Genomic DNA, 25,732 nt, shown 5'->3' on the forward strand with positions numbered 1-25,732 from the left:
CGTTCGAGCCTGACGCGGCGTTCGAGCTTGGCGGGGCTGGCGGCGCACTCGTCGGGCCGGCGGCAGTCGGGGTCGCTGCGGACGGCGTGGCTGGTGGGGCGGCGGGTCGAGGCGGTGCGGTCTGCTGCGTGCGCGGTGAGCTGGGCAGCGACACGCCACCGCGCTCGCCGGCCACCTCGCACCGGACCTGCCAGCGCCCGCCCAGCTCCTCGTAGAGCGCGTCGGTGAGCACCGCCGCGTGATCGGCCATCATCTTGGCCAGCACTGTGGACTTCACAGTCAGCACAAGCATGTCGCCGTCGAGTTCGCGGACGACCGCGTCGCGCATCAGGGCGGCGATCCGCTTGTTGGTCCGGTTGACCTTGCCGACCACGTCGGGCCAGACGCGGCGGACCGCTACCGCGTCCAGCGCGGCGGCTGGCGCGCCCGGTCGGGGCGGCGCGGGCGTGGCCGGGTCGGGAAGCACCGCCGACGGTGGCACCACGCGACGCGGGGTCGACCCGGCGGGCGAGACGGGTACGGCCTGGTCAGCGGTTGTCGACCCGGTCGACGCGCCGGGGGAGGCCGGGATCGGCGAGTCGGCCGCCGAGACGTACGAGGCCGGCGCACCGGAGGTCGGAGCGGGCGGGGTCGGTGCCTCGGTGACCGGAGCAGCCGGGGCGGGAGCGCCCTGGGCCAGCGACGCCGCCGGGCCGACCTCCCACGGCGGTGCGGAGGTAGGGGCGTTCGCGGGTGCCGGGGTGGCGGCAGCCGGGACCGGGGTGGCTGGCTGTGGGCGTACCCCCGGGTGGTTGGTTGGCGCGGAGCCGGCGGCGGCCGACGGCGCTTCGGTGCCACCCACTGTGAGCCGGCGTTCCATCCGCTCCAGGCGTTGGAGCAGGCCGCCGGTGGAGTCGTCCGCGCCGGGCAGCAGCATCCGGGCGCAGATCAGCTCCAGCAGCAGACGGGGCGCTGTGGTGCCGCGCATCTCGACCAGGCCGTTGTGCACGATGTCGGCGCAGCGGGACAGCGTGGCCGAGCCGAGCTGTGAAGCCTGGGCTGCCATCCGCTCGATCTGGTCGGCCGGGCCGTCGATCAGGCCCTTCGCGGCGGCGTCCGGCACCTGCTGGATGACGATCAGGTCGCGCAGCCGTTCCAGCAGGTCGGAGGCGAACCGGCGCATGTCGTGCCCGGCCTCGGCGACCCTGTCGACTGTGGCGTACGCGGCTGCGCCGTCACCGGCGGCCAACGCGTCGCACATCTCGTCGATCAGCGCCGAGTCGGTGACCCCGAGCAGCGCGACGGCCCGGGCGTAGCTGACCCCCTCGGCGCCTGCGCCGGCGATGAGCTGGTCGAGCACCGAGAGGCTGTCCCGCATGCTGCCGCCACCGGCGCGGACCACCAGCGGAAAGACCGCCGGCTCGACTGCGACGCCCTCGGCCTGGGTGAGCTGCTCCAGGTACGGGCGGACCACCTTCGGCGGAAACAGCCGGAACGGGTAGTGGTGGGTCCGCGACCGGATCGTGCCGAGGACCTTCTCCGGCTCGGTGGTGGCGAAGATGAACTTGACGTACTCCGGGGGCTCCTCGACCAGCTTGAGCAGGGCGTTGAAGCCCTGGGTCGAGACCATGTGCGCCTCGTCGATGATGTAGATCTTGAAGCGGCTGCTGGCCGGCGCGAAGAAGGCGCGCTCGCGCAGCTCGCGGGCGTCGTCGACACCGCCGTGGCTGGCCGCGTCGATCTCGATCACGTCGATCGAGCCAGCGCCGTCGGCGGCCAGCGAGCGGCAGGAGTCACACTTGCCGCACGGCTCGGGAGTGGGGCCCTGCTCACAGTTGAGCGAGCGGGCCATGATCCGGGCGCTGGTGGTCTTGCCGCAGCCACGGGGGCCGGAGAAGAGGTAGGCGTGGTTGAGTCGTCCGCTGCGCAGCGCCTGCGACAGCGGTTCGGTCACGTGCTCCTGGCCGATGACCTCAGCGAAGGTACGCGGCCGGTACTTGCGGTAGAGCGCCAGCGTCACTCGTCCCGCCTCCTCTCGACCGAGCCATTCTGCGCCGGTCGGGCGCGGGTGACCACCCACCACCCCGGGCGCCGCGGATGCCGTGCTTGATCCACCGGGCCGCCAGGGCTTGATCGACTCGGCTTCCTGGAAACCGCTGTGTCCGCATGGCCGGGACACCGCGACATCACGGATGCCGAGTGGATCAACCGGCCCACAGACAAAAAGGCCTCCCGTGCACCCGGCAGAGCTCGCTTATCCTTGCTGCCTTCCGGCCCTGGGGAGGTTCACGAGATACCGCCGCACGGGAGGTGACGCCCAGCCTACCCGACCGCCCGTCGATCTTCAGGGGGTGGTGGGGTGGCCCGGCCGACACGGGCCTGTATCCTGGCTCGCGGAGGATTCGCCTAGAGGCCTAGGGCGCACGCTTGGAAAGCGTGTTGGGTTTACACCCTCACGAGTTCGAATCTCGTATCCTCCGCTCGCCTGAGCAGCACGAACGACAGGGCCGGCCCCACGGGGACCGGCCCTGAGTCGTCTGTGCTTGGCAGCCGTCGCATCCGGCGCCGCCCAGCGTGCACCACCGCAGGTTGGCGACCTCCAGGTTGGCGTCCCGTTCGCGGATCTCGTGGCCTCGGGGTTCAAGGTTTGTCGAAGGTCTGGACAAGCCGGCATCGCAATGATCAAGCCAATCGGCACCGACCGAAGGGCCGGAGCGAGCGATGCAGAGGAGTGCGACGGACATGACACGAGCCCTTGCCAGGCGGGTACTACTGCCGCTGACGGTGGCGCTGACCGCGATCCTGGCCACCACGAACCCGGCGGCTGCCGCTGGCAACGACGACTACACGGTCTACACCGGCCAGTCGGGCGGCGCAGTCGACTTCATCGACTACGGCCCCGGCGCGGCCGGCGGCGGTAACAACGACGACTATCTGGTCATCCGCGACATCGCCGCCGATGGCCACGGGGTGCAGGTCTGGGCGTGGCTGCACGGGAAGTACCTCGGCACGAAGTACAACGGCAACGGCGCGTGGACTTCGGTCATCTACGACCCGTACACGATCTTCCCGAACAACGTCGCGAAGAACGAGGTCATCGGGCTCAAGATCTGCCTGGTCGACGGGATGGACAACCTGATCCAGCCGAGCTGTTCGAGTCTTGAATGGCCCAGCATCGACGGCTGACCGGACGAACAGGGCCGCGGGTCGGCGCCCTTCGGAGGTCCGTGGGTACTCCGAATGGCGCCGGCTCTCCCACCGGTCAGCGACACCGCGTTCAGGCGGCCGTCAGCCGCCGACCCACCGCAGGCCGACAGAGACCTGCATGCCGGTCTGAATCGTCTGGGCGGCGGCGTCAGCCCACCACCTGGACGTGCTCCGCGCCCTGCGCTGAGAACCACGCCTCCAGTTCAGCGCCGCCGAGGGACCGGGTCGCTTCCTCATCGACGAGGACCGGGCCGACGACGGCGCCCTTCGCGCCCTCGAACTGGCAGCCGAACATCCTCGTGCCGGTCAGCACCGTCGGCATGCTCGTGCCGCCGAGCGTGCACCAGCGCAGGCTGGCCAGCTCAAGGTTGGCGTCGCGCAGATCGGTCTTGTAGAGCGTGGCGGAGTTGAGAATGGCGTGGCGGAGATCCGCCCCTTTGAGAACGGCATCGTCGAGCTGCGCCGCGAACAGCCGAGCCGAACAGAAGACCGCCCTACCGGCCGAGCAACCCGCCATTTCCGCCTTGGCCAGGTCGGCGCGGGAGAAATCCGCGCCCTGCACGTCGGCGTTGGTCAGGTTGGCGTCGCCGAGGTTGGCCTCCTCGAATCGGACACCGGCCAGGTGGGAATTGGCGAGATAAGCGCCGGCCAGATCGAGCCGGCTGAGGTCCGCCCCGCGAAAATCAAGAAGATCCCCGGAGAGGTACGCCGTGGCCGAAGCGTCGGCGAACCACTCCTGGAGCGCTTTCCGCGCGTCCGGGCTGTCCGGCCAGCGGATCACGTCGTCACCGGCCCGCTTGTACATGCTCATTATCGACACCACCTTGCCGTCCGACTCCGACCTCGGCCTCGATCCGGAACTTGGCGTGAGCTGACGAGGTCAGGCGCGGGCGCGGGCCCAGGAGAGGAAGCGGTCGGTCAGCCGGGCCGGGTCGACGTCGGTGAGGTGTTCGCCGGCCTCAGCCTGGAGCGTCGCCAGGTAGACGGTCAACGCGAGCCGGTCGTGCCGGTACTCGCCGAGCAGCCGCAGCTTCGCCGCTGAGCAGGGCCAGGCAATGCCGCACGCGGCACAGCGCCAGGTCGGTCGGGTCGGCAGGTGGTTCCGGTAGCGGCGGCGGGGCATTGGCGGATCTCCTTCGCACTGGACGGGGGTCGCCCCGCCTCCCCGTCGGGGCGACCCCGGACTGACGCAGACCGCCGGGCTCCTGCGCCTCCACCGGCCACGCCGTCTTCTGTGGACCACCCTTGGGAGAGTTACGAGACAGATACACCGCGTAGCGATATGGTTCCCAGATATTTAGGACATCCAATGGAGGAGCCGTGAACGACGCGCTTCGGGTGGCACTCAGCGACACCGGGCACACCACCGAATCCCTCGCCGAGACCGTCGGCGTCGACCCGAAGACCGTGGGGCGCTGGTTGACCGAGGACCGCATCCCGCATCCACGCCACCGGCTGGCGGCAGCGGAGGCTCTACACAAGGACGTGTCGGACATCTGGCCGGACACTTCAAGACGTCGTGATCCCATTTGGTTTCGTCCGTGGCAGGAGATCGAGCGCGAGGCGGTGTCGCTTCGGTCGTACGAATCGACAGTTCTGCCGGGGTTGCTCCAGACCGAGGTGTACGCCCGCGCGGTGCTGGGCGGCGCGGGCCTGATCCCCCGGGGTGAGATCGAGCGCCACCTCGCGGTCCGGCTCGGCCGGCAGGGCATCCTCAAGCGGGACGACCCGCCGCAGTTCACGGCGGTCGTCGATGAGGCGGTCATCCGCCGTCCGGTGGGCGGCCGGTCGACGATGCGGGAGCAACTGCTGGCCGTGGCGGCGGCGTGCGTCGAGCCGCACATCCGGGTGCACGTGGTGCCCAGCACTGTCGGCGCCTACGCCGGCCTCAACGGACCCTTCGTGATCGCGCACAGCCACGACCACCGGGTCGCCGGCTACCTCGACAACCAACTTCAGGGACAAGTGGCTAGCGACCCAGAGGACATCGCGGCCATGATGGCGGCATGGGAGAACGTGCGCGGCGAGGCGTTGTCCCACTGGCAGTCGGTCGAACTCATCCAGGAAGTGGCGGAGTCATGGAGCTGAACGGCGCCCGGTGGCGCAAGAGCAGCCGCAGCAGCGGCAACGGCGGCAACTGCGTCGAGGTCGCTGACAACCTGCCCGGCGTCATCGGCGTACGGGATTCAAAGGACCCGACCGGCCCGGCGCTCGCCTTCGCGCCCACGGCCTGGCGCGCGTTCGTCAGCCAGCTCACCCGACGCACCTGACCTGCGCCCTGTCACACGCCCAATACGGCAGGGTCAGGAGCCGTCACGGAGATCACCCAGACGCTCTGCCCGGAACGTGATCTCGTCGAACGTCACGCTGCACCCCTCACCGGTCGGGGACTGGCCCGCGAAGCCGATCCGGTCGCGAGAGGTGTCGGGGTCGAGGAGGAAGACGCGGATCAGCTGCCAGGTCTCACCGTCGACCGAGGCGTGGTACGCGTAGACCCCGTCGACCCGGGAGACCCGCAGCCACACCGACCGGTCGGGTACGACGAAGGCGTTCGCGTCGTCGGCGACACCTCGGCAGATGACCGACACGATCATCGGGTCTCCTGCCGGGGAGAACTCGAAGCACAGCTTGGCCCAGCGCCGCTCGTCGAGCCACAGCAGGAGCACACCGGCATCGAAGGTGGCGGCGAAGCCCACTGTGACCCGGGCGCTGAACTGGAAGTCCCCCGTCGGCAGGTCCCCGAGCAGGGTCGCCGCGTTGAGCGTCGACTCGGCACTGACAGTGGTGGTCTTGGCCGCGTCGGCGGAGCCGGTGCTGGGGTCGATGAAGATGTCAGTGCGCGGCTGCGCCTCGACCGCCACGGTGCCGGCCGCCTCGTCGACCCGCCACAGTTCGGCGGACGAGGGCACGAGCGGGAACGGCACACCGGAGACGCTCAGTTGATTGGCCATGGCCAGGACCGTACAACCGTCGCCCTGCTCGCCGATGCCCACTCATCGAGCGGGGCCCGGCACGTCCACCCTCCGGCCGGTACCGTCCCAGGAACCGACGACGGGGAACTCGTCGTACACATGTTCTATCCACAGGCTGTGGACGGCGGAGGGATCGATGGCTTACCAGCTCAGCGCGGTGGTCGCGGACGTTGAGCTGCTCCGCGAGCAGACCGCCGGGCTGGATCACGCCGTCCTCGGCGAGCTGCGCCAGGACTTCGCGTTGCTCCCGGTCACCCCACAGTTGGTGATCGAGCTGACCGGGTCGTTGCCGGATTTCGCCACCGACGACCGCAGCGCCGCGCACCCGTTCGGCCTGGTGTTGTCGACGGCGCTGGTCGAGGTGCTGACCCGGTGGTCACAGTCGGGGCCGGTGGCCTATGTGGAGGCGGAGTTCGGTGGTGGCGTCGGCTACCAGTCGGCAGTGGTGTGGTTGGGCGGGGTGCTGTCCTGGGGCCCGCGCTTCGACGACGAGTTGAGCGCGCCGCGCGAGCAGTGGCCGATCAACTGTGCGCTGAGTCAGCTCGGCGTGGAGCCCGGCACCTGGATCGACAGGTTCGCCGAACTGGGGTTGCACCTGGAGCGGAGCACCGAGGGTTGGCTGGCGCACGGCCGACGTCGACTCAGCGCCGACTACTGGGACGAACTTGTCGAACAGTGGGAGAACCAGTAATCCGGCGATCGGCAGCAACCTGAACGCTCCCGTTCCGTTGGGGACTGGGGGATTCCATGAAATTGCGACAATTTGCTTTTATCGCCACGCTGTTGACGGCTGCCTCGATCGCGGGCAGCGGCGTACCGCCAACCGGGTCGATTCCGAACGGCCGACCCGCCGGCAACGTGGAGATCATCGACCTGAACGGCCTGCGCAACATCGAGTTCGGAGCCACCGAGGACGAGTTGACCCGACGCGGCATCCTGCGTACCAGCCTGGACGCCTGCGGGCCGATGCTCGCCGGCCACGACACTGTCAGCCCGGTCTTCATGGAGGACAAACTCGTGCTGCTCTGGGTCGGCGACCCGATGCGGACACCGGAGGGCATAACGGCGGGCTCGCCCGTCGACGAGGTCTGGGACCGCTACCCGGAGGTCAGCCGGCTGCGCGCTCCACAGGGGACACACCGGCTCGACGGGTTGCTCGCCCGCAGCGGCGACCGCGCGTACCTGTTCCTGCACGACGGGCGCACTGTCCGAAAAACCATCGCCGGGTACGCGGACTGGGCCCGCCGCCTCTTCGCCGAGGGTGCGGGCCCGTGCTGAGCGGCGCGGACTCTCGCTAGCCTGAAGGCTGCCGACGGCGACCGCTCGACCACAGGCGGCGGTGCTCGAACGACGACAGCTCAGGCCGGGTCGGTGGCCCGCTCGGGCGGGCGCGCCCCGGACGCGGCGGCGAAACCGGCGAGCGCGATCTCCGCGGCCTGCCGCAGGTCTTCCCTGCTGACTCCGGCGGCGGCATGCACCGCCTGCCCCTCGGTGACGATCATGACAAAGCGGGCGAGCGCGACCGGATCGGCCTGCGTGGGTAGGTCGCCTTCGGCGACGGCGCGGGCGAGCCGGTCGGCGAGGGCAACCTCACCGCCCAGGCGGCTGCTGGCGAGGAATCCGGCGATGGGCGCGTTCTCGGTGGAGCAACTGGTGCCGCCCTGGATCGACAGGCAACCGGCAGGTCGGTCGGTCCGGGTCACGGCGACCACGTTCTCGCGCAGCAGAGTGGCGACCACCTCGTACGCGGTCGGCTGGGCGAAGGCGTCCCGCGCGTACCCCATGTCCTTTTCGGCGTAGCGGGCCACGGCCTTGCGGAACAGCTCCTCCTTACCGCCGAACGCGGCGTAGAGGCTGGGCTTGTTGATCCCCATCGCCTCGGTGAGGTCGCTCACCGAAGCGCCTTCGTACCCCTGACGCCAGAACACCTCCACCGCGCGCTCCAGCGCCTCGTCGGCGTCGAAGCCCCGCGGTCGACCTCGCTGCGGCACAGCCCACCACCCCTTCTCCGCCCATCCTACCGGCAACGAAAACCGATCGGTACAGAAATTTGCGGACGCGGTCGGCGGTTGCTACGGTCGGATACGTACCGCTCGGTACAAAATTCGCTGGATCGGCCGCACCACCACACCCCAACGGAGGAGATCCATCGTGGGACAGCTCGACGGCAAGACCGCCCTCGTCACCGGGGGCACCACGGGCATCGGCCTGGCCGCCGCCCGCCGCTTCGCCGCCGAAGGCGCGTACGTCTTCGTCACCGGCCGCCGCAAGGGCCCGGTGGACGAGGCAGTGGCCAGCATCGGCGCGAACGTCACAGGCATCGCCAGCGATGTCAGCAAGCTCGACGACCTGGACCGGGTGATGCGGGCGATCGAGGAACGGGGCGCGGGGCTGGACGTGGTGTTCGCCAACGCCGGCGGTGGTGAGTTCCGCTCACTCGACTCGATCACGGTCGAGCACGTCACCAACACCTTCGACACCAACATCTACGGCACCATCTTCACAGTGCAGAAGGCCCTGCCCCTGCTCAACGAGGGCGCGTCGATAGTGCTCAGCGGCTCCACCGCCGCCAGCAACGGCACCCCGGCGTTCAGCGTCTACGCCGCGTCCAAGGCGGCCATCCGCTCGTTCGGCCGCACCTGGGCCGCCGAGCTGATCGGCCGGAAGATCCGGGTCAACACCCTGGTCCCCGGCTCGACCGAAACCCCCGGGCTCGCCGGCCTCGCGCCAAGCCCCGCGGAGGCCCCCGGGTTGCTCCAGGCCATCGCCTCGGGCGTGCCCATGCAGCGCATGGCACACCCGGACGAGATCGCCAACGCCGCGCTCTTCCTCGCCTCCGACCAGAGCAGCTTCATGACCGGCGGCGAACTGTTCGTCGACGGCGGCGAGCAGCAGCTCTGAACGCGAAAACGCCCGGTCGATCCTCACGGATCGACCGGGCGTTTCTGCATTTCAGAGCGGTGGCGGAGGGATTTGAACCCTCGGAGGGCGTTAACCCTCACACGCTTTCGAGGCGTGCTCCTTAGGCCGCTCGGACACGCCACCGCCGACGAGGGTACAGGACCGCCGGTTCCGACGCCGAACCGGTATCGCCCGGGCCGGCCTGGCAGGATCTTTGCCATGAGTACGCACATCGGCGCGAAGCCGGGCGAGATCGCCGAGCGGGTCCTGATGCCGGGTGACCCCCTGCGGGCCAAGTGGATCGCGGAGACCTACCTCGAGGGCGCCACCTGCTACTCGACGGTTCGGGGCATGCTGGGCTTCACCGGCCGCTGGAACGGCGTCGAGGTTTCCGTCCAGGGCTCCGGCATGGGCATGCCGTCGGCCTCCATCTACGCCCACGAGTTGATCAACGAGTACGGCGTGAAGACGCTGATCCGGGTCGGCTCCTGTGGTGCCCTCAGCACCGACCTGCAGCTGCGGGACGTGGTGGCGGCGATCGGGTCGTCCACCGACTCGAACATGAACCGGATGCGCTTCGACGGGCTGATCGACTACGCCCCGGTGGCCGACTTCGGGCTGCTGCGTACGTCGGTCGAAGTGGCCGAGCGGCGCGGCATCACTATGCACGTGGGGCCGATCCTGGCGGCGGACGCCTTCTACACCGACCGGCCGGACCTGTACGACACCCTCGCCGACTACGGCGTGCTGGCGGTGGAGATGGAGTCGGCGGCGCTCTACACGATCGCCGCCCGGTTCAAGGCCCGCGCGCTGACCGTGTTGACCGTCAGCGACCACATCAAGACCGGCGAGAAGACCACCTCCGAGGAGCGCGAGCAGACCTTCAGCCAGATGGTCGAGATCGCCCTCGACACGATCATCGCCTGACCCGTCCGACCGGCCGGGCAACACCGCGGAGAGCGTGATGACTGGGAGACATCTTGATGTCTCACAGTCATCACGCTCTTTCGCGTCCGACGCCCGACCGTAGAAGGCCACCGCCGCCACCGCCGCCACCGCCGCCACCGCGGGCCACCGCGGCCACCGAAGGCCACTGCGGGCCGCAGGAAGTCAGACGGCGGCCAACGCCTCGGTCGGCGACAGGCGGGCAGCCCGCACCGCCGGATAGAGGCCGGCGAAGCCGCCGATGACGAGTGTCGCGCCCACCCCGCCGAGCATCGCCCAGGCTGGCACCACCGTCGGCCAGTCCTGCGACAGCGCGTACCCCGCCGTGACCAGGATGCCCAGCAGCACCCCACCGATCCCGCCGAGCGCGGAGAGCAGCAGCGACTCGGTGAGGAACTGGGCCCGTACCTGACCGCGGGTCGCGCCCAGTGACCGGCGCAGGCCGATCTCGGCTCGTCGTTCCAGCACCGAGATCACCATGGTGTTCGCCACGCCGACCCCACCGACCAGCAGGGCGACCGCGCCCAGGCCCAGCAACAGGCCGGTGAACGCGTCGTCGGTCGCCTCGGCGGCGGCCAGCGCGTCCGAGGGCCGGGACACCTCTACCTCGTTCGGCGCCTCCGGGTTGGTGGTCGCGCCGAGCACTGATCGGACCGCCTCGACCTGCGACTCCTGCGCCCGGGTGTAGACGGTGGTCGGATGACCGTCGAAGCCCAGGTATTCGGCCGCCGCCGCCCAGCCGACCAACGCCGACGTGTCCAACTCCGGGGCGAGCGGTGCGGCAGCGAGGGTGCCGACCACCGTGAACGGACGCCCACCCACCCACACCTGCACCTGCGGGTCCGCCGAGGCTATCCCGAGCCGCTGCGCGGCGGTGGCGCCGAGCACGACCGCCGGGTAGCGGGCGGTCGCCTCGTTGAGCCAGGTGCCGGTGGTCACCTCGGCTCCCACGGTGCCGAGCAGGTCCAGCCGGGCCGCCCGGGTGGCGATGCCACCGGTCTCCGCCGCCGGGATCCGGTCCGAGCGGTACACCTTGGCGTCGGGCATTTGCCCGGTCGCGGACACCTCCGTCACCGGGCCGATCCGCCCGATCATCGCGATCGACTCCTCGGGCAGTTGCGCGTCCGCGCCGAACAGTGTGGCCCCCGGCTCGACAGTGAGCAGGTTGGTGCCGAGCGCGTCGAGCGCCCGGTCCAGCTCGGCCCGGGACGACGAGGAGATGCCGACCACCGCGATCATCGCGGCGATGCCGATCGCGATGCCCAACGCGGAGAGAAACGCCCGCAGCGGACGGGTCCGCAGCCCCACCCCACCGACGCGCACGACGTCCGCCGGCCGCAGTCGGGCCGGGGTCAGCGTCGCCATCAGCCGACCCCGCCCGACGCGAGGGCCGAGTCGTGCCGCACCGCGCCGTCGCGCATCCGCACCTGCCGGGGCAGGCTTCCCGCGATCTCCCGATCATGGGTGATCACCACGACTGTGGTGCCGGCCCGGTGCAGATCGTGCAGCAACTCCAACACCCCGGCACCGGAGTGGGAGTCCAGGTTGCCCGTCGGCTCGTCGGCGAGCAGCACCGCCGGCTCGCCGACCACAGCGCGGGCCACCGCCACCCGCTGCCGTTCCCCGCCGGACAGCTCGTGCGGCCGGTGCCCCAACCGGTGGCCCAGGCCGACCCGGACCAACGCGGCCTCCGCACGGTCCCGCCGCCGCCGCAGCGGTACGCCGGAGTAGAGCAACCCGTCGGCCACGTTGTCCACGACCGGGACGCCGGGAGCGAGGTGGAACTGCTGGAAGACGAAGCCGATCCGGGTGGCCCGCAGCGCTGACAACTCCCGGTCGGTCAGCTTCGCCGCGTCGTACCCGTCGATGAGCACGCTGCCCGACGACGGCCGGTCCAGGGTGCCGATCAGGTGCAGCATCGTCGACTTGCCCGATCCGGATGGGCCGACGATCGCTACCAACTCGCCGTGACCGATCCGCAGCGACACGTCGTCCAACGCGACGACGCCGCCGGCGTACCGCTTGCTGACCCGGTCGAGCACTATCACCTCGCCGCTCACGTCGGCACCACCACGGTCGTGCCCTCGGTGAGGCCCGTACCGGTGACCTCCACCCGGCCGTCGGCGAACAACCCGGTGGTCACCGCGAGGACCCGGCTCGCGTCGCCATCGGCGACCTGGACGCCGTAGCCGCCCTCGGCCAGCGCCAACAGGGCCGCCACCGGCACTGTGAGCACGTCGCGGCGCTCCGACACGGTGAACGTGACGTCCGCGCTGGCCTTGTCGAAGCCGGTGAGGGCCTTCGGGTCGGTCACCGCGACTGTCACCTCGATCTTCGTCTCGGCGTCGCCGGCCTGCCCGTTGGCGCCGGTCGCGCCGGCCTGGACGACGGTCTCGACAGTGCTGACAGTGCCCGCCACCGACCGTCCGTCCGGCAACCGCACGGTGACCTTCGCGTCGCGCTTGGCCAACCGCTGGTCGTCCACGTCCAACTCGACTGTGACGACCCGGCTGGTGCCGGTGTAGGTCAGCACCGCCTGCCCGGGCTGGGTGAGGTCGCCGACGTCGACCTGGTGGCTCTCCACCCGGACCTCCCGGTCGGCGTACACGACCCGCCCCGGCTCGACCCGACCGTTCTCGGTCAGGCCCAGGTCCTCCTGCCAGTCCCGGACGGCGTCAGCGGTGGCGCCGGTGTACTCGTCGTCGACGGTGAAGCCGGTGTAGCCCAACGCTTCGAGGTTCTTCTCGAACTGCGTGACGTCGGGCCCCTCCACCCCGGGGGCGAGGGTCCGGTACGCGGGCAACCCGCCGTAGAGCAGCACCACCTCCTCGTTGTCGACCAGGTAGAGCGCCCTGCCCCGTCGTACCGTCGACCCGGTGGCCGTCAGCGCGGTGACGGTGCCGCTGAGCTTCGCCGTGGCGGTACGCGTCGCGCCGTACCCCAGCTCACCGTCCGCGGTCTCCGAGTCGGCGAGGGTCTGCCGGGTGACGGTGGCGGTGGCGGTTGGCGCGCCGCCGGCCTGGGCGCGGCCCCCGTCGGCGCTGCCGTCGAAACCCACCGCGGCGATCACGCCCACGGCGGCAACCAGCAGGACGACGCCGCCGGTGACGGCGGCGCGCAGCCGCGAACGTCGGATGGCGCCGGTCACCGGCCACCTCCGAACTGCGGCGCGTGCTGCCGGCACTTCTCCAGCGCGGCCTTCATGGCCGGGTCGCCGATGTTGATCGCGTTGCCGCCCGCCCCGATGCGGACCCGCCCGTCGGCGTCCGGGTCCGGGAAGTCCGGCACCCCGTTCTCCCGCATGCACTTGGCCAGCGTCCGCATCTGCTCGGCCTGCTCGGGGTTGAGCTGCGGTCCCTGCCCGCCGTTGGGCAGCTTGTCCTGGCACTTCTCCATGGCCGCCTGGACCTTCTGCTGATCCACGTCCGCCCCGAGCCGGAAGCCGGGACGGCCGCCCGGCTCCGGGTCGGGCATGTCCACGCCGTTCTCCCGCATGCACCGCGCGAAGGCGAGTTGCCGCTCCGAATCGCTGACCGGCGTGCCACTCGCCGCGGTCTCGGCCTTCGCCCCGCCGGCGGTCGCGACCCCGCCGCCATCGTCGCCTCCCGCGCCGCACCCGGACAGCGCCAGGGCGAGCAGGACGGGGATCGCAAGCATCTGTCGTCGCATGGTGTCCGCTTCCGCTCAGGTCCGGCGCGGTTCGCCGAACGTGACACCCAGTGCAGGGCAGCGGGCGTATCCCCGGCGTTACCGTCGGCGGTTATGCCGGCGTTACCGCACCCCGAGCACCATGGAGGGGTGAGAGTGCTGGTGGTCGAGGACGAGAACGTGCTGGCCGACGCGATCGCCGAGTGGTTACGTCGGGAGTCGTTCGCTGTCGACGTGGCGTACGACGGGGACGCCGCCCTGGAACGGCTCGGCGTCAACGAGTACGCGGTGGTGGTCCTGGACCGGGACCTGCCGGTGGTGCACGGCGACGACGTGTGCCGGGCGATAGTGGACGCGGGCGGGGAGACCCGGGTGCTGATGTTGACCGCGTCGGCGGCCGTCCGGGAACGGGTGGCGGGGTTGGCGCTCGGTGCCGACGACTACCTGACCAAGCCCTTCGCCCTGGTCGAGCTGTCGGCCCGGGTGCACGCGCTGACCCGCCGGTCCCGCCCGGCGGCACCGCCGACACTGCGTCGCGCCGGCATCCAGCTCGACCCGGCCCGACACGAGGTACGCCGCGACGACAGGCACGTGGCGCTGTCCCGCAAGGAGTTCGCGGTGCTCGCCGAACTGCTGCGCGCCGAAGGCGCTGTGGTCTCCGCCGAGGACCTGCTGGAACGCGCCTGGGACGAGCACATCGACCCGTTCACCAACGTGGTCCGGGTGACAGTCATGAAGCTGCGCCGCAAACTCGGCGACCCGCCGGTGATCGAGACGGTCCCCGGGGCGGGGTACCAGATCCGATGAAACGCCTCACGATCCGCGCCCGGCTCACCCTCATCTACGGCGGGCTCTTCCTGCTGGCCGGCGTGGTCCTGCTCGCCGTCACGTACGTGCTGGTGGATCAGCGGATGGCGCAGCCGTTCGGGGTGAGCCTGCGGGACCTGCCGAAGACCGCCCCCACGACGCCCAGCGGGCAGAACGTCGACAACCTGCGCGCCCTGTTGCAGGAGGTGCAGGACGAGGCGAAGCGCAACGCGTTGGAGTCGCTGCTCACCCAGGGCGGTATCGCGTTGATCGTGGTGTCGGCGGTGGCGATCGCGTTCGGCTGGCTGCTCGCCGGTCGGGCGTTGCAGCCCCTGCTCCAGATCACCGGTACGGCCCGCCGGATCGCCGGAGCGGACACCGCCGGCCGTGGTCTGCACGAGCGGATCGCGCTCACCGGCCCTCCCGACGAGGTACGCGAACTCGCCGACACCTTCGACGAGATGCTGGAACGGCTGGACCGCTCCTTTGACGGGCAGCGCCGGTTCGTGGCGAACGCCTCGCACGAGCTGCGTACGCCGCTGGCGCTCAACCGTGCCCTGGTGGAGCTGGCGGTCACCCGCCCGGACGCCTCGGCGGAGACCCGGCGACTGGGCGAGTCGCTGTTGGCGGTCAACGAACGCCACGAGCGGCTGATCGACGGTCTGCTGACCCTTGCCGACTCGGAGAACGAGCTGACCGAGCGTACGCCGGTCGACCTGGCCGAGGTCTGCGCGCACACTACCGAGCAGGCCGGGAAGCAGGCACCCGGCGTGCCGGTTCGGCGGGCCCTGGCCCCGGCGCTGACCAGCGGCGATCCGGTGCTGTTGGAGCGGCTCACGTTCAACCTGGTGGAGAACGCGTTGCGCCACAACCTGCCCGCCGACGGTTGGGTGGAGGTGCGCACCGGGCTGGTCGACGGCCGGCCCACCCTCACCGTGACCAACACCGGCCCGGTCATTCCCGGCTACGACGTCGAGACGATGTTCCAGCCCTTCCGTCGGCTGTCACGTGAGCGGGTCGTCGGCGCGCGGGGCTTCGGGCTGGGGCTGTCCATCGTCCGCGCGGTGGCCCGGGCGCACGGCGGCACCGCCGAGGCGCAGCCCCGCCCGGACGGCGGTCTGATCGTCACTGTCACCCTGCCGCCGCCCTGACCGGCGACCCGCCTCAGCGGAAGAACGCGCGCAGAACGGTGGCGTTCTCGGCCTCCAGCACCCCGCCGTAGACCTCGGGGCGGTGGTTGAGCCGGCGGTCCCGCAGCACGTCCCAGAGTGATCCGGCCGCGCCGGTCTTGGGCTCCCACGCGCCGAACACGACTGTGGAGACCCGGGCCAGCACCAGCGCCCCGGCACACATGGTGCACGGTTCGAGGGTGACCACCAGTGTGCAGCCGTCCAGCCGCCACCGGCCGGTGCGCTCGGCGCCCCGGCGCAGGGCCAGCACCTCGGCGTGGGCGGTGGGGTCGCCGGTCAGCTCGCGCTCGTTGCGTCCGGTGGCCAACTCGGTGCCGTCCGGACCGTAGAGCACCGCCCCCACCGGCACGTCGTCGACGTCGGTGCTGACAGTGTCGTCGACTGGTGGGCCGGCGACGGCGACCTCCAGGGCGCGGCGCATCCACAGCTCGTGCCGCTGCCGTCGGCCGACCTCGCCCAGGTCGGCCAGGCCCTCGTGGGCGCCGGGCCCGGCGCGGCCCACCGCGCCCGGGGTCGGCTGGCCCGGTCGGATCGACTCCAGCGACGGATCGGTGGCGTCGGCCGGCTCAGACCTCACGCAGCTCCTCGACCTCGTCGGCGCAGCCGAGCACCTGGCAGATCTCGGCGGTGACGTCCGCCGGCATCATCCCCTCGTGGGTGCAGAGGGTCAGCAGCTTCTGCGCGGAGATGCCCAGGTTGGCCAGCAGGTCGGCCTCACCGACCGGGTCGGCTTCCGGGTCGACGACGGGCTGTTCGCTCTCCTCGTCACCGGTGCTCACCGGGCGTGGCTCGTCGTCACCGTCGAGCCCGGTGACCGAGGTCTTCAGGTCACCGACCAGCAGCGCCCCGAGCTGTGACTCCTCGGCGTACGCGGAGTCCGAACCGAACACCCGCAGGTCCTCGCCCTCGTCGAGGCGCAGGATCACCAGGTAGGCGTCGTCGGCCTCGACGAAGAGCAGCGACACGTCGGCCTCCTGGTCGACGTCACGCAGCCGGTCGGCAACCTCGTCGATGTCGGTGGCGCCACGCAAGCTGACCTCGGCGGCGGTCCAGCCACTGTCGTCACGCACCACGGCCGCAGCGAAGTACGACACGGTCCCCCCAATAGCCCTCGACACAGCGTCGACTCGTTACGCGTGCACGTTAGCCGGTCGGGTCGGCAGGCGACCCGTCAACGCCCCGAAGGGCGGGTCATTCCTGACAAAGTCGGATCAGCCGACGACTCGACGGCGGGTGGCGATGAGCTGGCGCAGACGCTCGGTGCGCTGCCGCTGGGGTCGGCTGCGCTGGCGGACCGCCCGGGCGCCCGCCAACTCGGCAAGCAATTGCAGTCGACGGCGATTGCGATCGGGATCCTGCCGGGGAGTGGTCCAGGCCATGGTCCCGAGCGTGCCGAGTCTCGGCGGCCACGTCAAGACGGCGTTCGCTACGCAGCCAACCGGGCACACGGTGCAGTCACCGAGCGCCGTTTCGGGGCCCGTCCGTACCGGTCACCACAGCGGCCAGTCACCGCTGGTGGCCCAGCGGACCGCCACCACGGCGGCGGCGATGCTCCAACCACCCGCCGTGACGATGGCGACCCCGGTGGCCACCCCTCGGTCGCCGTAGCGGACCAGCACCAGGGCGGTGACCCAGGCCAGCAGGCCGGCGAACACCGTCCACCACGCGTAGCTGGCGACGTCGGTGCCGAGCAGGCCGAACAGCAGCAGCCAACCGGCCGCCGCGCCGCCACCGGCGGCGACACCACCGCCGGTGACCGGGTGCGGCTCGCGGTAGGTGGGCCGCGTCGGTGGCCCCGAGGGGAAGAGACCGGACGGGGTGCGCGGCACCTGGCGGACGGCACCGAAATCGGGGTCAGGGTCGGGTCGGGCAATGGTCACCGTCGTTGCCCTCCCTCACGCGTGCCGCTCGTGCCCACGGTACCGGCTCTGCCAGGATGACCGGATGTCCTCGCCGACGATCAGCCGCCGCGCTCGTCCGGCGTACCCGATCCTGCTGCTGCTCGCCCCGGTGCTGGCCGCCGGCTGCGCGACCACCCGACCGGGGGTGCCCGACGGCGCCGCGCCGACGCCACCTTCGGTCTGGGCGACCGCCGACCAGCCGGCGTCACAGCCGCCCACGCCGGCGGCGACCGAGCCGAGTCCCCCGGCGCCGTCGTCGGCCAGGCCGTCGGCGACGGCACCCCGCACCGGGCTGAAGCACGTCTTTCCGGTACGCGCGGACGACGTCGACTACCACCCGACGCACGGGGCGTACCCGGCGACGGATCTCTTCGCCGACTGCGGCGAGCCGTTCGTTGCGGTGACCGACGGGACGGTGCTGGAGGTGAGCCGCGTCGACCGGTACCGCAAGCGTGGGCCGCAGGGCCCTGACAACGGCGGCCTGTCGGTCGCCCTGCTCGGCGACGACGGGGTGCGCTACTACGGCTCGCACCTGAGTGTCGTGACCAGCGGAGTCGACGCCGGGGTGCGGGTCCGCGCCGGGCAGCAGCTCGGCAAGGTGGGCCGCACCGGCAACGCGAACAACGTGTGTCATGTGCACTTCGGCATCTCTCCGTCGTGCGCGGGCAAGGACGGCTGGTGGATCCGGCGCGGGGTGATCTGGCCGGCGCGTTACCTGGACTCCTGGCGGCGCGGCGGCAACCGGGAGCCAGCCGCCGAGGTCACCGCGTGGCAACGCAGGCACGGCTGCCCGAAGGCGCCCTGACATGGCTCACGCGAGAGATCCCATTGCCGACCTGCGCCGGATCGCGTTCCTGTTGGAACGGGCGAACGAGGCCACCTACCGGGTACGCGCGTTCCGGTCGGCGGCGAAGGCGCTGGCCGGCCTGCCTGCTGCCGAGCTGACCGAACGGGCCGGCAACGGCACGCTCACCGAGTTGGCCGGTGTGGGTGACGTCACGGCCCGCTGCGTGGCGGAGTCCCTCGCCGGTGAGGAACCGGTCTACCTCCGTCGTCTGGTGGCGACCGAGGGCAGCGACCTGGACGCCGAGGCCACGGCGCTCCGCGCCGCCCTGCGCGGCGACTGTCACACCCACTCGGACTGGTCCGACGGCGGCTCGCCCATCGAGGAGATGGCGCTGGCCGCTGTGGAGTTGGGCCACGAGTATCTGGTGTTGACCGACCACTCGCCCCGGCTGACGGTGGCGCGGGGGCTGACCGCGGAGCGGCTGCGCCGGCAGCTCGACCACGTGGCGCAGGTCAACGCGGCGCTGCCCGAGGGTTTCCGGATCCTCACCGGGATCGAGGTGGACATCCTCGCTGACGGTTCCCTGGACCAGGACGACGACCTGTTGGCGCGGCTCGACGTGGTGGTGGGGTCGGTGCACAGCGGTTTGAAGGACGAGCGGTCGAAGATGACCCGGCGCATGCTGAAGGCGGTCGCGAACCCGCACCTGGACATCCTCGGTCACGTCACCGGCCGGATGGTGTCTTCCCGCCCGGCCGGGGTGACCGGTCCGGGCGATCGGGGGCACCGCGCGCGTACCCGGGCGGAGAGCGACTTCGACGCGGACGCCGTCTTCGCCGCCTGCGCCGAGCACGACACCGCCGTCGAGATCAACTCTCGGCCGGAGCGGCAGGACCCGCCGAAACGCCTGATCCGCCGCGCATTGGAGGCCGGTTGCCGGTTCGCCATCAACACGGATGCGCACGCGCCCGGCCAGCTCGACTGGCAACGGTTCGGCTGCGAACGCGCCGCCCTTTGCGGCGTCCCCGCCGACCGTGTGGTCAACACCTGGTCGGCAGAGCAGTTGGTGGCCTGGACGCACGACCGCCTCTGATCAGCCCGCCCCTGCCCTTCGGGGCTGATCCACTCGCGTTTCGTGAAATCGGGGTGTCCCGGTCCGCCGGACACCCCGATTTCCAGGAAACCGAGTCGATCAGGTGGTCTGTCAGCGGTGGGCGGGTTCGGCGGCGGGGGTGGCGGGAGCGCCGACGCCGACGACCGGGCTGCTCCGGCGGCGACTGAACATCCCCTGCGAAACCGCGACCCCGAGCAGCACGATCAGCGCGCCGACCGGTTGGTGCCAGTTGAGTCGTTCGTCGAGCGCCAGCGCACCGATCAGCACCGCGAAGATCGGAATCAGGTACGTGACAGTGGACGCGGTGCTCGCGCCGGCTACCCGGATGTTGCGCATGTTGATCACGAACGCGAGCCCGGTGCCGAGCGCGCCGAGGGTCAGCACACTTGCCACCACCCCGGCTGAAAGGTCGGTGGGCAGCGGCGGCAGGCCGGCGACGAAGGGGGCGACGATGGCCAACTGCGCGGCCGCGAGCAGCAGTTGCGCAGTGGAGAGCGACAGGCCGGAGTACGCGCTGCCGGCGACGAAGCGCTTCTGGTACGGGATGGCCACGCCGTAACAGGCCGCCGCACCGAAGCACATGAGCTGCCCGGTGAAGTGCGCCCCGCCGATGCCCTCCCAGACCCCGAGCACCACCAGCACCCCGACGAAGCCCAGCCCGAGCCCGACCGCACGGCGCACTGTGAGCCGCTCGGTGCGGAAGACCAGCACCGCCAGCGGCAGCACGATCAACGGCGTGGTGGCGTTCCAGATGCCGGCCAGCATCGACTCGACCCGCTGCTCGCCGTAGCCGAAGAGGGTGAACGGCACTGCCACGCCGAAGGCGGCGACGACGGTCAGGTGGGCCCAGACCCGGGGCTCGCGGGGCAGCCGGTCGCGCAGCACGGCTAGGACCACCAGCAGGGTCAGCGCGCCGGCGACGACCCGGTAGAGGGTGAGTTGCACCGGGTGCAGCTCGGCCACCCCGACCTTGATGAAGAGAAAGCTGGAACCCCAGATCGCGGCGAGGGCGACAAAGCCGGGCAGCCAGGCACGGACCGGCGCTTTGTCAGGAGTGATATCGGTGTTCACCCCTGACACTCTGCCGCAACCGTGCGACAAAGTCGCGCGCCTTTCGGCCGTCACGCCGTGCCTCAACCCGCAGCTCCAACACGACAAACGTCGGCGACACGGGGGCGGCGTGGTCACGTAGGGTCGCAGCGTGGGACGAATTGATGAACTCGCCAACCGCTACGTGGCCGAGTGGGCGCCGTTGAGCCCCACCGGCGCCACCTTCGTCGGCATCGCCGGCCATGACGACCAGCTCGACGACCTCTCGCCCGACGGCTACGCGGCACGCGCGGACCTCACCCGCCGGACCCTCGCCGAGCTGGAGGTGACCGAGCCGGAGACCGAATCGGAACGGACCGCCAAGGAGGCCATGCAGGAACGACTCGGCCTGGACCTCGCCCGGTACGACGCCGGTGAGGTGACCAGCGAGGTCAGCGTGATCACCAGCGGGCTGCACGAGATCCGCATGGTGTTCGACCTGATGCCCACCGCGACCAGCGACGATCAGGCCAACATCGCCGCCCGGCTCAACGGCTTCGGCGCCGCGCTGGAGGGCTACAAGACCACACTGCGTGAGGCGCTCGCCGCCGGTGAGGTCAGCTCGAAGGTGCAGCTGGTCGAGGTGGCCAAGCAGTGCGACATCTGGGTCGACCCGACCGGTGACAACTTCTTCCACGGGCTGGTCGAGCGGCTCGGGGCGGAGGGCACCCTCGGCTCGGAGCTGCGTCGGGGTGCGGCTGCGGCGACAGCGGCGACAGCCGAGTTCGGCCAGTTCCTGCGTAGTGAGCTGGCCCCGCACGGGCGGGACAAGCAGGCCGCCGGCCGGGAGCGCTACGAGCTCGCCTCGCAGTACTTCCTCGGCGCCAAGGTCGACCTGGACGAGACGTACGCCTGGGGCTTCGCGGAGCTGGCCCGCCTGGAGGCGGAGATGCGGGTCGTGGCGGGGCGCATCGCCGGCTCCGGTGCCACAGTCGACGAGGCAGTGGCCACCCTGGACGCCGACCCCGCCCGGACCATCCAGGGCAAGGAGGCATTCCGGGACTGGATGCAGGCGCTGGCCGACAAGGCGATCACCGAGCTGCACGGCACCCACTTCGACATCCCGGAGCAGGTCCGCCGCATCGAGTGCTGCCTCGCCCCGACCAGCGACGGTGCCATCTACTACACCGGCCCCAGTGAGGACTTCTCCCGCCCGGGTCGGATGTGGTGGGCGGTGCCGCAGGGCATCAGCGACTTCTCCACCTGGCGCGAGGTGACAACGGTCTACCACGAGGGCGTGCCGGGTCACCATCTTCAGGTGGCGCAGACCGCCGTCCGGGCCGACCTGCTCAACCGTTGGCAGCGGCTGCTCTGCTGGGTCTCCGGGCACGGCGAAGGCTGGGCGCTCTACTCGGAGCGGCTGATGGACGAGCTGGGCTACCTGGACGATCCGGGCGACAAGCTGGGCATGCTCGACGGCCAGGCGATGCGCGCGGCACGGGTGATCGTGGACATCGGCATGCACCTGGAGCTGGAGATCCCGAAGGACAATCCGTTCGGTTTCCACCCGGGCGAGCGGTGGACGCCCGAGCTGGGCTGGGAGTTCATGCGGGCACACTGCCGGGTTCCGGACGAGAACCTGCGCTTCGAGCTGAACCGCTACCTGGGTTGGCCGGGACAGGCGCCCTCGTACAAGGTGGGTGAGCGGATCTGGCTCCAGGCCCGCGAGGACGCCAAGGCCCGCAAGGGCGCCGACTTCGACCTGCGGGAGTTCCACCGGCAGGCGTTGGACCTGGGTGCACTGGGTCTCGACCCGCTGCGCCGGGCGCTGGCCCGGCTCTGACCGGGCGGTGGCTGCGCGCGCCGACGGTACGACGAGTCCGTCGCCGCGCGCAGCCACGCCCCGAGCCGAGGCTGCTGGCGCGGAAATGCGGGCGAGCAAGCGCCTCTTCACGCTTCAGCCAGCGACCCCCGTTCTCTTTTCTGTAGGTACGACAGAAATTCCGATACGCTGGGCAGGTCGTCCGCCGGAAATGTGATGCCGAGAGTGTAGGTGTCCTGGTTGAGCTTCCCGAGCGAATCTCGGAGGAATGACTCCCTCAACTCGACCACCAGTCGCAGGTAGCTGCCCCAGACGCCAATCTGCTTCGCCTGGAGCGGCAGGGAGAAAAACGGTTCCTCGGCCAACACTTCAGCCGGCGGGGTTCGCGTGGTGCCGTAAAATGTGGGGAGCACATAGGCAATGTCTTCGCCAAACTGTCGGCTTGTCATCAAGGCGGGCTCCATGAACTCGCTTATGGTCAGCCGCCCTGCCGCGCGGTCGAGCCTGAAAAGGCCATGCTTGCCGGATTCTCGGACTCCGACCGTCCCCTCCAGGGGCACTTCTTGACATAGGCGTTCGACCGCCAGCAGGAGTAGTTGGCAGACGTCGATGGCATCACTCACCGTCTCCTTGCTTGGAACGCGGTATTCGTGTTCCATCACGTTGCGCTCGACGTTCAGCTTCCGAAATATGCTCAGCGAGATCAGTCCGCACTCGTCGAGCAGGCGTAGCTTCTGTCCGAAGTCGCACCGCTTGTTCAGCGCGAGCAGTCCGTAGTTGTGCAGCAGGGTGTCAATCGCAAGGTGCAGCGCCCTCTTGGCATTTCCCATCGCATTTACGAGGCCCCGCTCCTGACCCGACTTGAAATCTTCGTGGGCGAAGCTCAGGTACTGCTCGGCGGAGATCTCAGAGGATAGCGGAATAGCGCTGGCGTGTGAGACCTCGCCGAAGTAACGAAAAGGTCCATCGTCAAAGAAAATAACCTTCGCCACCCGGTGGTCCTCCTCCTGTCGGAACAGGACAGCGTATCGACGCGAGGGCCCTGCTGGACAGCCTGTTTCGACGCTCGTCTCTGGTGTCGTCCAGCGGTAGCCGCGCAAGCCCCACCAGATGGCCCGCATGCGCGCCACCCGAGGCTGCTCCCACTGTCGTGCGCTCAGCCGAGGGTGAGTGCCAGCGCCGGGCGGGCGGTGAGCGTGTCGCTGGTGACGTACGCCAGGTCGATGGTGGGGTCGGTGAACGTGATCGGGATGGGCGAGGTGATCGGAAGGCCGTCCGGTAGCGGCAGATCCGGGGTCAGAGTGATCTTGATGCCGAGCAGTCGGCCGACGAACCGGGTCGCGTAGAAGGCCACGTCTCCCCTGACGGTCAGCTGGTTGGTCGCGTACCGCTGGTTGCGCCCTGCGGGGCCGTCGGCCCGCAGCAGGAAGTCGGCGGTCACCGCCTCCCGCATGCTGAACTTCAGCACCTTGAGGTCGCCCTTCACGGTGTGCAGGTCAGTGACCCCGTCGAACCGCAGCCCGGTCATCCGCACCGACGACCCGGTGAGCTTCGACGGCGTCTGGGCCACCGTCGGCAGGGCCGGATCGGCGACGATGCGCGGCAGGAGTTTGCCTGGCTGCACCGTTCCCGGCCGCTCGGGTGCCGGTTTGCCGGGCTTGCCAGGGGTCGGCTTGCCCGGGGGCTGCGACGGACAGTCGGCGGGGCCGGGGCGGGGCGTCGCCGTGCTGGTCGGCCGGGCTGTCGGCGTGGCGGTGGGACGCACCGAGGGCGCGGGGTCCGCCTGGTCTCCGATGCCGAGCAGGTCCCCGATCCCGTCCAGGATGTCGGTGATCACGTTGCCGCCCCGCGTCGGGCTCGGGGTGGGCGTCGGCGTGGCGGTGCTGCGACCGGGCGACGGGGTGACGGCCCGGGGCGGGGTGGGACAGCCGGTCGGGGCCTGTCGATTCGGTGCGGCCTGCACCGCTCGGGGCTGGGCGGTCAGGCCGACGGCCGCCAGGCCGAGGACCACGAGAGCGATGGCGAAGGCTCGCGGATCAGCGGAACGCCCCGGCCACTCGGGCGGCGCACCCTCGTCGGAGGCTCCGACCCCCGGATGATCGACCCGCACGGCAGCGCCCTCGCCGGCACTGCCCTGGTCGTCGTTGCCCTGGTCATCGTCGTGCTGCTCGATCTCGGCCGGCGGCGGGGTGGGTGGTGTGGGGTGGATCGGCGTCCAGGCGAAGGCGAGCGCGCTGCCGACGATGCCGAGCAGCAGGCCGACGAAGAAGCCGCCCAGGTTGAGCCCGATCAGCGAGTACACAGCGGTGACCGCCGCGACGACCGAGTAGAACAGCCGCTGTGCCGGGGTGAACCAGAGCAGCAGGCCACAGGTCACCAGGATGATCGGGATCAGTAGCGAGAGCAGGCCGGTCGCACCGCTGTGGAAGCTGAGGCCGTTGAGGGTCATCCGGGTGGAGGCGAACATCTCCAGTCCGGCCAGGGCGATGAGCAGCCCGCCCCAGAACGGCCGGCTGCGCTGCCAGCGGCGGAAGGTCCGCCACGCCTGAGCCGGACCACCGGGCCGGGCGTGGGACGGGTTCGCGGTTGTCACGTACTCCTCCTGGCCGAGCGGGGACGGGACCGAGCGGGGATGGGGGCATGGGCCCGGCCCGCGGTGCTGACCACCGCGGGCCTCGGCTCAGCTCAGAAGCACTCCTTGCCCTTGGCGTCGTCACCCACGTTGACCTTGAGTCGGAGGCCGACCAGGTTGAACGTGGCCGCCGTGGTGTAGCGGGACACCTGTTGCAGGTTGGTGATGGTGACGTGGTCGGAGTTCTGGCCGAACGAGCCGGCCTGAGCCGTCGGGTTCAGGTCGGTGGCGTCCCGACCGATCCTGATGTTGGTGAAGGTCGCGTTGCCGTTCAACGAGTCCATCGCGATCAGCAGGTCCTTGGCGCGGGCGGGTTCCTTGCCCTCGCCGGCGTTGATGGTGAGCACCACAGGCAGGCCCGGCAGGTCGGCGCGGACCGACTGGCAGAGGCTGTACAACTCGGCGCTGCTGATCTCGGAGAGCGCGATCGGGTGGACCTTGCCGGACTTCCCGTCGGTGCCCTTCTCGCGGACGATGCCGCCGTACTGCTTGAAGCCGTCGCCCTCCAGGCGGTCGGCGCCGATCTTGAACGTCTGCCCGGAGACAGTGATGTCGGACGCGATCGCGCCGGTCGACATTCCGAAGAGGATGGCGCCGGCAGCCGCCGTGGCGGGCACCATCATGGCGGCGAAACGCCACCATCGGGTACGACCCTGACTGTCTATCCGATCCTGCACGGGTTCCTCCTCGGGTCGATGCGCGCGAGTGGCCGGTACCGAGCGGGCGGCCCGCGCTGGGAGCCCGCGTTCTGTTACCGGCTGGTAACCATCGGGCTTGATGGTGCACCCGTTGCGGCGC

Annotated in this window: 29 protein-coding genes, 2 tRNA genes and 1 other RNA gene; 13 read left to right on the top strand and 19 right to left on the bottom strand. The window is 70.5% G+C overall.

What is annotated here, in order from left to right; translation table 11 throughout:
* Positions 1–1,999 (bottom strand): DNA polymerase III subunit gamma and tau (locus AB0K35_RS08600; RefSeq protein ID WP_363884432.1); only part of this gene is annotated, 1,999 nt, incomplete at its 3' end.
* 203 nt (positions 2,000–2,202) lie between these two features.
* Positions 2,203–2,292, bottom strand: an RNA gene (ffs, locus tag AB0K35_RS08605) — signal recognition particle sRNA small type.
* 82 nt (positions 2,293–2,374) lie between these two features.
* Here ffs and AB0K35_RS08610 point away from each other — a divergent pair.
* A tRNA-Ser gene (locus AB0K35_RS08610) sits at positions 2,375–2,459 on the top strand.
* Between the two features lie 262 nt (positions 2,460–2,721).
* On the top strand, positions 2,722–3,165 hold the full coding sequence (locus tag AB0K35_RS08615; protein WP_238667286.1) for a hypothetical protein: 444 nt from the start codon (positions 2,722–2,724) through the stop codon (positions 3,163–3,165).
* 169 nt (positions 3,166–3,334) lie between these two features.
* On the opposite strand, the gene AB0K35_RS08620 is transcribed toward AB0K35_RS08615, so the two are convergent.
* A complete protein-coding gene (locus AB0K35_RS08620; protein WP_363884434.1) occupies positions 3,335–3,997 on the bottom strand; it encodes a pentapeptide repeat-containing protein in 663 nt (220 codons plus the stop codon).
* Between the two features lie 69 nt (positions 3,998–4,066).
* Positions 4,067–4,309 carry a flavin reductase gene (locus tag AB0K35_RS08625; RefSeq protein ID WP_238667288.1) on the bottom strand — a complete coding sequence of 81 codons (243 nt, stop codon included), beginning with the start codon at positions 4,307–4,309 and terminating at the stop codon, positions 4,067–4,069.
* Positions 4,310–4,506: 197 nt separating this feature from the next.
* Between AB0K35_RS08625 and AB0K35_RS08630 the strand changes: the two genes are divergently transcribed.
* Positions 4,507–5,274 (top strand): helix-turn-helix transcriptional regulator, encoded by a 768-nt coding sequence (locus AB0K35_RS08630; RefSeq protein ID WP_363884437.1) that lies wholly within the window; start codon positions 4,507–4,509, stop codon positions 5,272–5,274.
* On the top strand, positions 5,265–5,456 hold the full coding sequence (locus tag AB0K35_RS08635) for a DUF397 domain-containing protein (RefSeq protein ID WP_357224749.1): 192 nt from the start codon (positions 5,265–5,267) through the stop codon (positions 5,454–5,456). Before AB0K35_RS08630 ends, AB0K35_RS08635 begins: the two co-directional genes overlap by 10 nt.
* A 33-nt stretch (positions 5,457–5,489) precedes the next feature.
* Here AB0K35_RS08635 and AB0K35_RS08640 read toward each other — a convergent pair whose 3' ends face one another.
* Positions 5,490–6,137, bottom strand: coding sequence for a DUF1349 domain-containing protein (locus AB0K35_RS08640; RefSeq protein ID WP_363884439.1), 648 nt, complete (start codon positions 6,135–6,137; stop codon positions 5,490–5,492).
* Between the two features lie 157 nt (positions 6,138–6,294).
* Between AB0K35_RS08640 and AB0K35_RS08645 the strand changes: the two genes are divergently transcribed.
* Complete coding sequence (locus tag AB0K35_RS08645; protein ID WP_238667292.1) at positions 6,295–6,849, top strand: hypothetical protein; 555 nt, start codon at positions 6,295–6,297, stop codon at positions 6,847–6,849.
* Positions 6,850–6,905: 56 nt separating this feature from the next.
* Positions 6,906–7,436: a hypothetical protein gene (locus tag AB0K35_RS08650; RefSeq protein WP_308193411.1), complete on the top strand. Its 531-nt coding sequence runs from the start codon at positions 6,906–6,908 to the stop codon at positions 7,434–7,436.
* 80 nt (positions 7,437–7,516) lie between these two features.
* Here AB0K35_RS08650 and AB0K35_RS08655 read toward each other — a convergent pair whose 3' ends face one another.
* Entirely contained in the window at positions 7,517–8,149 is a 633-nt protein-coding gene (locus tag AB0K35_RS08655; protein WP_363884441.1) for a TetR/AcrR family transcriptional regulator, read from the bottom strand.
* 160 nt (positions 8,150–8,309) lie between these two features.
* Between AB0K35_RS08655 and AB0K35_RS08660 the strand changes: the two genes are divergently transcribed.
* A complete protein-coding gene (locus AB0K35_RS08660; RefSeq protein ID WP_363884443.1) occupies positions 8,310–9,059 on the top strand; it encodes an SDR family oxidoreductase in 750 nt (249 codons plus the stop codon).
* Between the two features lie 57 nt (positions 9,060–9,116).
* Here AB0K35_RS08660 and AB0K35_RS08665 read toward each other — a convergent pair.
* Positions 9,117–9,203 (bottom strand) — tRNA-Ser (locus tag AB0K35_RS08665).
* Positions 9,204–9,278: 75 nt separating this feature from the next.
* Here AB0K35_RS08665 and deoD point away from each other — a divergent pair.
* Complete coding sequence (gene deoD / locus AB0K35_RS08670; RefSeq protein ID WP_074315244.1) at positions 9,279–9,986, top strand: purine-nucleoside phosphorylase; 708 nt, start codon at positions 9,279–9,281, stop codon at positions 9,984–9,986.
* Positions 9,987–10,169: 183 nt separating this feature from the next.
* On the opposite strand, the gene AB0K35_RS08675 is transcribed toward deoD, so the two are convergent.
* From AB0K35_RS08675 to AB0K35_RS08690, 4 genes are read right to left on the bottom strand one after another with little or no spacing between them, the layout of a single operon-like run.
* Positions 10,170–11,369 (bottom strand): ABC transporter permease, encoded by a 1,200-nt coding sequence (locus AB0K35_RS08675; RefSeq protein ID WP_363884445.1) that lies wholly within the window; start codon positions 11,367–11,369, stop codon positions 10,170–10,172.
* On the bottom strand, positions 11,369–12,052 hold the full coding sequence (locus AB0K35_RS08680; protein ID WP_238667320.1) for an ABC transporter ATP-binding protein: 684 nt from the start codon (positions 12,050–12,052) through the stop codon (positions 11,369–11,371). The genes AB0K35_RS08675 and AB0K35_RS08680 overlap by 1 nt, the downstream gene beginning before the upstream one ends.
* Positions 12,053–12,060: 8 nt before the next feature.
* Positions 12,061–13,152, bottom strand: coding sequence for a peptidoglycan-binding domain-containing protein (locus AB0K35_RS08685; protein WP_363884447.1), 1,092 nt, complete (start codon positions 13,150–13,152; stop codon positions 12,061–12,063).
* Entirely contained in the window at positions 13,149–13,661 is a 513-nt protein-coding gene (locus AB0K35_RS08690) for a hypothetical protein (RefSeq protein WP_238667298.1), read from the bottom strand. Before AB0K35_RS08690 ends, AB0K35_RS08685 begins: the two co-directional genes overlap by 4 nt.
* A 141-nt stretch (positions 13,662–13,802) precedes the next feature.
* On the opposite strand from AB0K35_RS08690, the gene AB0K35_RS08695 reads away from it, so the two are divergent.
* Both AB0K35_RS08695 and AB0K35_RS08700 read left to right on the top strand, forming a co-directional pair.
* Positions 13,803–14,459, top strand: a complete 657-nt coding sequence (locus AB0K35_RS08695) for a response regulator transcription factor (protein ID WP_238667299.1) — start codon at positions 13,803–13,805, stop codon at positions 14,457–14,459.
* Positions 14,456–15,610, top strand: a complete 1,155-nt coding sequence (locus AB0K35_RS08700) for a HAMP domain-containing sensor histidine kinase (protein ID WP_238667300.1) — start codon at positions 14,456–14,458, stop codon at positions 15,608–15,610. Before AB0K35_RS08695 ends, AB0K35_RS08700 begins: the two co-directional genes overlap by 4 nt.
* A 13-nt stretch (positions 15,611–15,623) precedes the next feature.
* Here the strand turns inward: AB0K35_RS08700 and AB0K35_RS08705 are convergent, their stop codons facing one another.
* The 4 genes from AB0K35_RS08705 to AB0K35_RS08720 all read right to left on the bottom strand — a co-directional run bounded on the left by AB0K35_RS08705 (position 15,624) and on the right by AB0K35_RS08720 (position 17,529).
* On the bottom strand, positions 15,624–16,070 hold the full coding sequence (locus AB0K35_RS08705) for a nucleoside deaminase (RefSeq protein WP_238667321.1): 447 nt from the start codon (positions 16,068–16,070) through the stop codon (positions 15,624–15,626).
* A 145-nt stretch (positions 16,071–16,215) separates the two neighbouring features.
* Entirely contained in the window at positions 16,216–16,743 is a 528-nt protein-coding gene (locus AB0K35_RS08710) for a tRNA adenosine deaminase-associated protein (protein ID WP_112677338.1), read from the bottom strand.
* Between the two features lie 117 nt (positions 16,744–16,860).
* Positions 16,861–17,028 (bottom strand): hypothetical protein, encoded by a 168-nt coding sequence (locus AB0K35_RS08715; RefSeq protein ID WP_167362451.1) that lies wholly within the window; start codon positions 17,026–17,028, stop codon positions 16,861–16,863.
* Between the two features lie 111 nt (positions 17,029–17,139).
* On the bottom strand, positions 17,140–17,529 hold the full coding sequence (locus tag AB0K35_RS08720) for a hypothetical protein (protein ID WP_363884450.1): 390 nt from the start codon (positions 17,527–17,529) through the stop codon (positions 17,140–17,142).
* 64 nt (positions 17,530–17,593) lie between these two features.
* Between AB0K35_RS08720 and AB0K35_RS08725 the strand changes: the two genes are divergently transcribed.
* Both AB0K35_RS08725 and AB0K35_RS08730 read left to right on the top strand, forming a co-directional pair.
* Complete coding sequence (locus tag AB0K35_RS08725; protein WP_363884452.1) at positions 17,594–18,355, top strand: peptidoglycan DD-metalloendopeptidase family protein; 762 nt, start codon at positions 17,594–17,596, stop codon at positions 18,353–18,355.
* A gap of 1 nt (position 18,356) precedes the next feature.
* A complete protein-coding gene (locus AB0K35_RS08730) occupies positions 18,357–19,430 on the top strand; it encodes a PHP domain-containing protein (protein ID WP_363884454.1) in 1,074 nt (357 codons plus the stop codon).
* A 111-nt stretch (positions 19,431–19,541) separates the two neighbouring features.
* On the opposite strand, the gene AB0K35_RS08735 is transcribed toward AB0K35_RS08730, so the two are convergent.
* Positions 19,542–20,522, bottom strand: coding sequence for a DMT family transporter (locus AB0K35_RS08735; RefSeq protein ID WP_363884456.1), 981 nt, complete (start codon positions 20,520–20,522; stop codon positions 19,542–19,544).
* Between the two features lie 130 nt (positions 20,523–20,652).
* Here AB0K35_RS08735 and AB0K35_RS08740 point away from each other — a divergent pair, with 130 nt between their 5' ends.
* Positions 20,653–22,323 carry a DUF885 domain-containing protein gene (locus AB0K35_RS08740; RefSeq protein WP_363884458.1) on the top strand — a complete coding sequence of 557 codons (1,671 nt, stop codon included), beginning with the start codon at positions 20,653–20,655 and terminating at the stop codon, positions 22,321–22,323.
* 107 nt (positions 22,324–22,430) lie between these two features.
* Here AB0K35_RS08740 and AB0K35_RS08745 read toward each other — a convergent pair whose 3' ends face one another.
* The 3 genes from AB0K35_RS08745 to AB0K35_RS08755 form a co-directional block, all read right to left on the bottom strand.
* The gene (locus tag AB0K35_RS08745) at positions 22,431–23,294 is read right to left on the bottom strand and encodes a hypothetical protein (RefSeq protein ID WP_363884460.1); all 864 of its coding nucleotides are present in this window, start codon (positions 23,292–23,294) and stop codon (positions 22,431–22,433) included.
* A gap of 164 nt (positions 23,295–23,458) precedes the next feature.
* Positions 23,459–24,895 (bottom strand): DUF6114 domain-containing protein, encoded by a 1,437-nt coding sequence (locus AB0K35_RS08750; protein ID WP_363884462.1) that lies wholly within the window; start codon positions 24,893–24,895, stop codon positions 23,459–23,461.
* A 92-nt stretch (positions 24,896–24,987) separates the two neighbouring features.
* On the bottom strand, positions 24,988–25,611 hold the full coding sequence (locus AB0K35_RS08755) for a DUF6230 family protein (protein ID WP_238667308.1): 624 nt from the start codon (positions 25,609–25,611) through the stop codon (positions 24,988–24,990).
* Between the last annotated feature and the right edge of the window lie 121 nt (positions 25,612–25,732).

This window comes from Micromonospora sp. NPDC053740, assembly GCF_040677775.1.
GTDB lineage: Bacteria > Actinomycetota > Actinomycetes > Mycobacteriales > Micromonosporaceae > Micromonospora > Micromonospora alfalfae.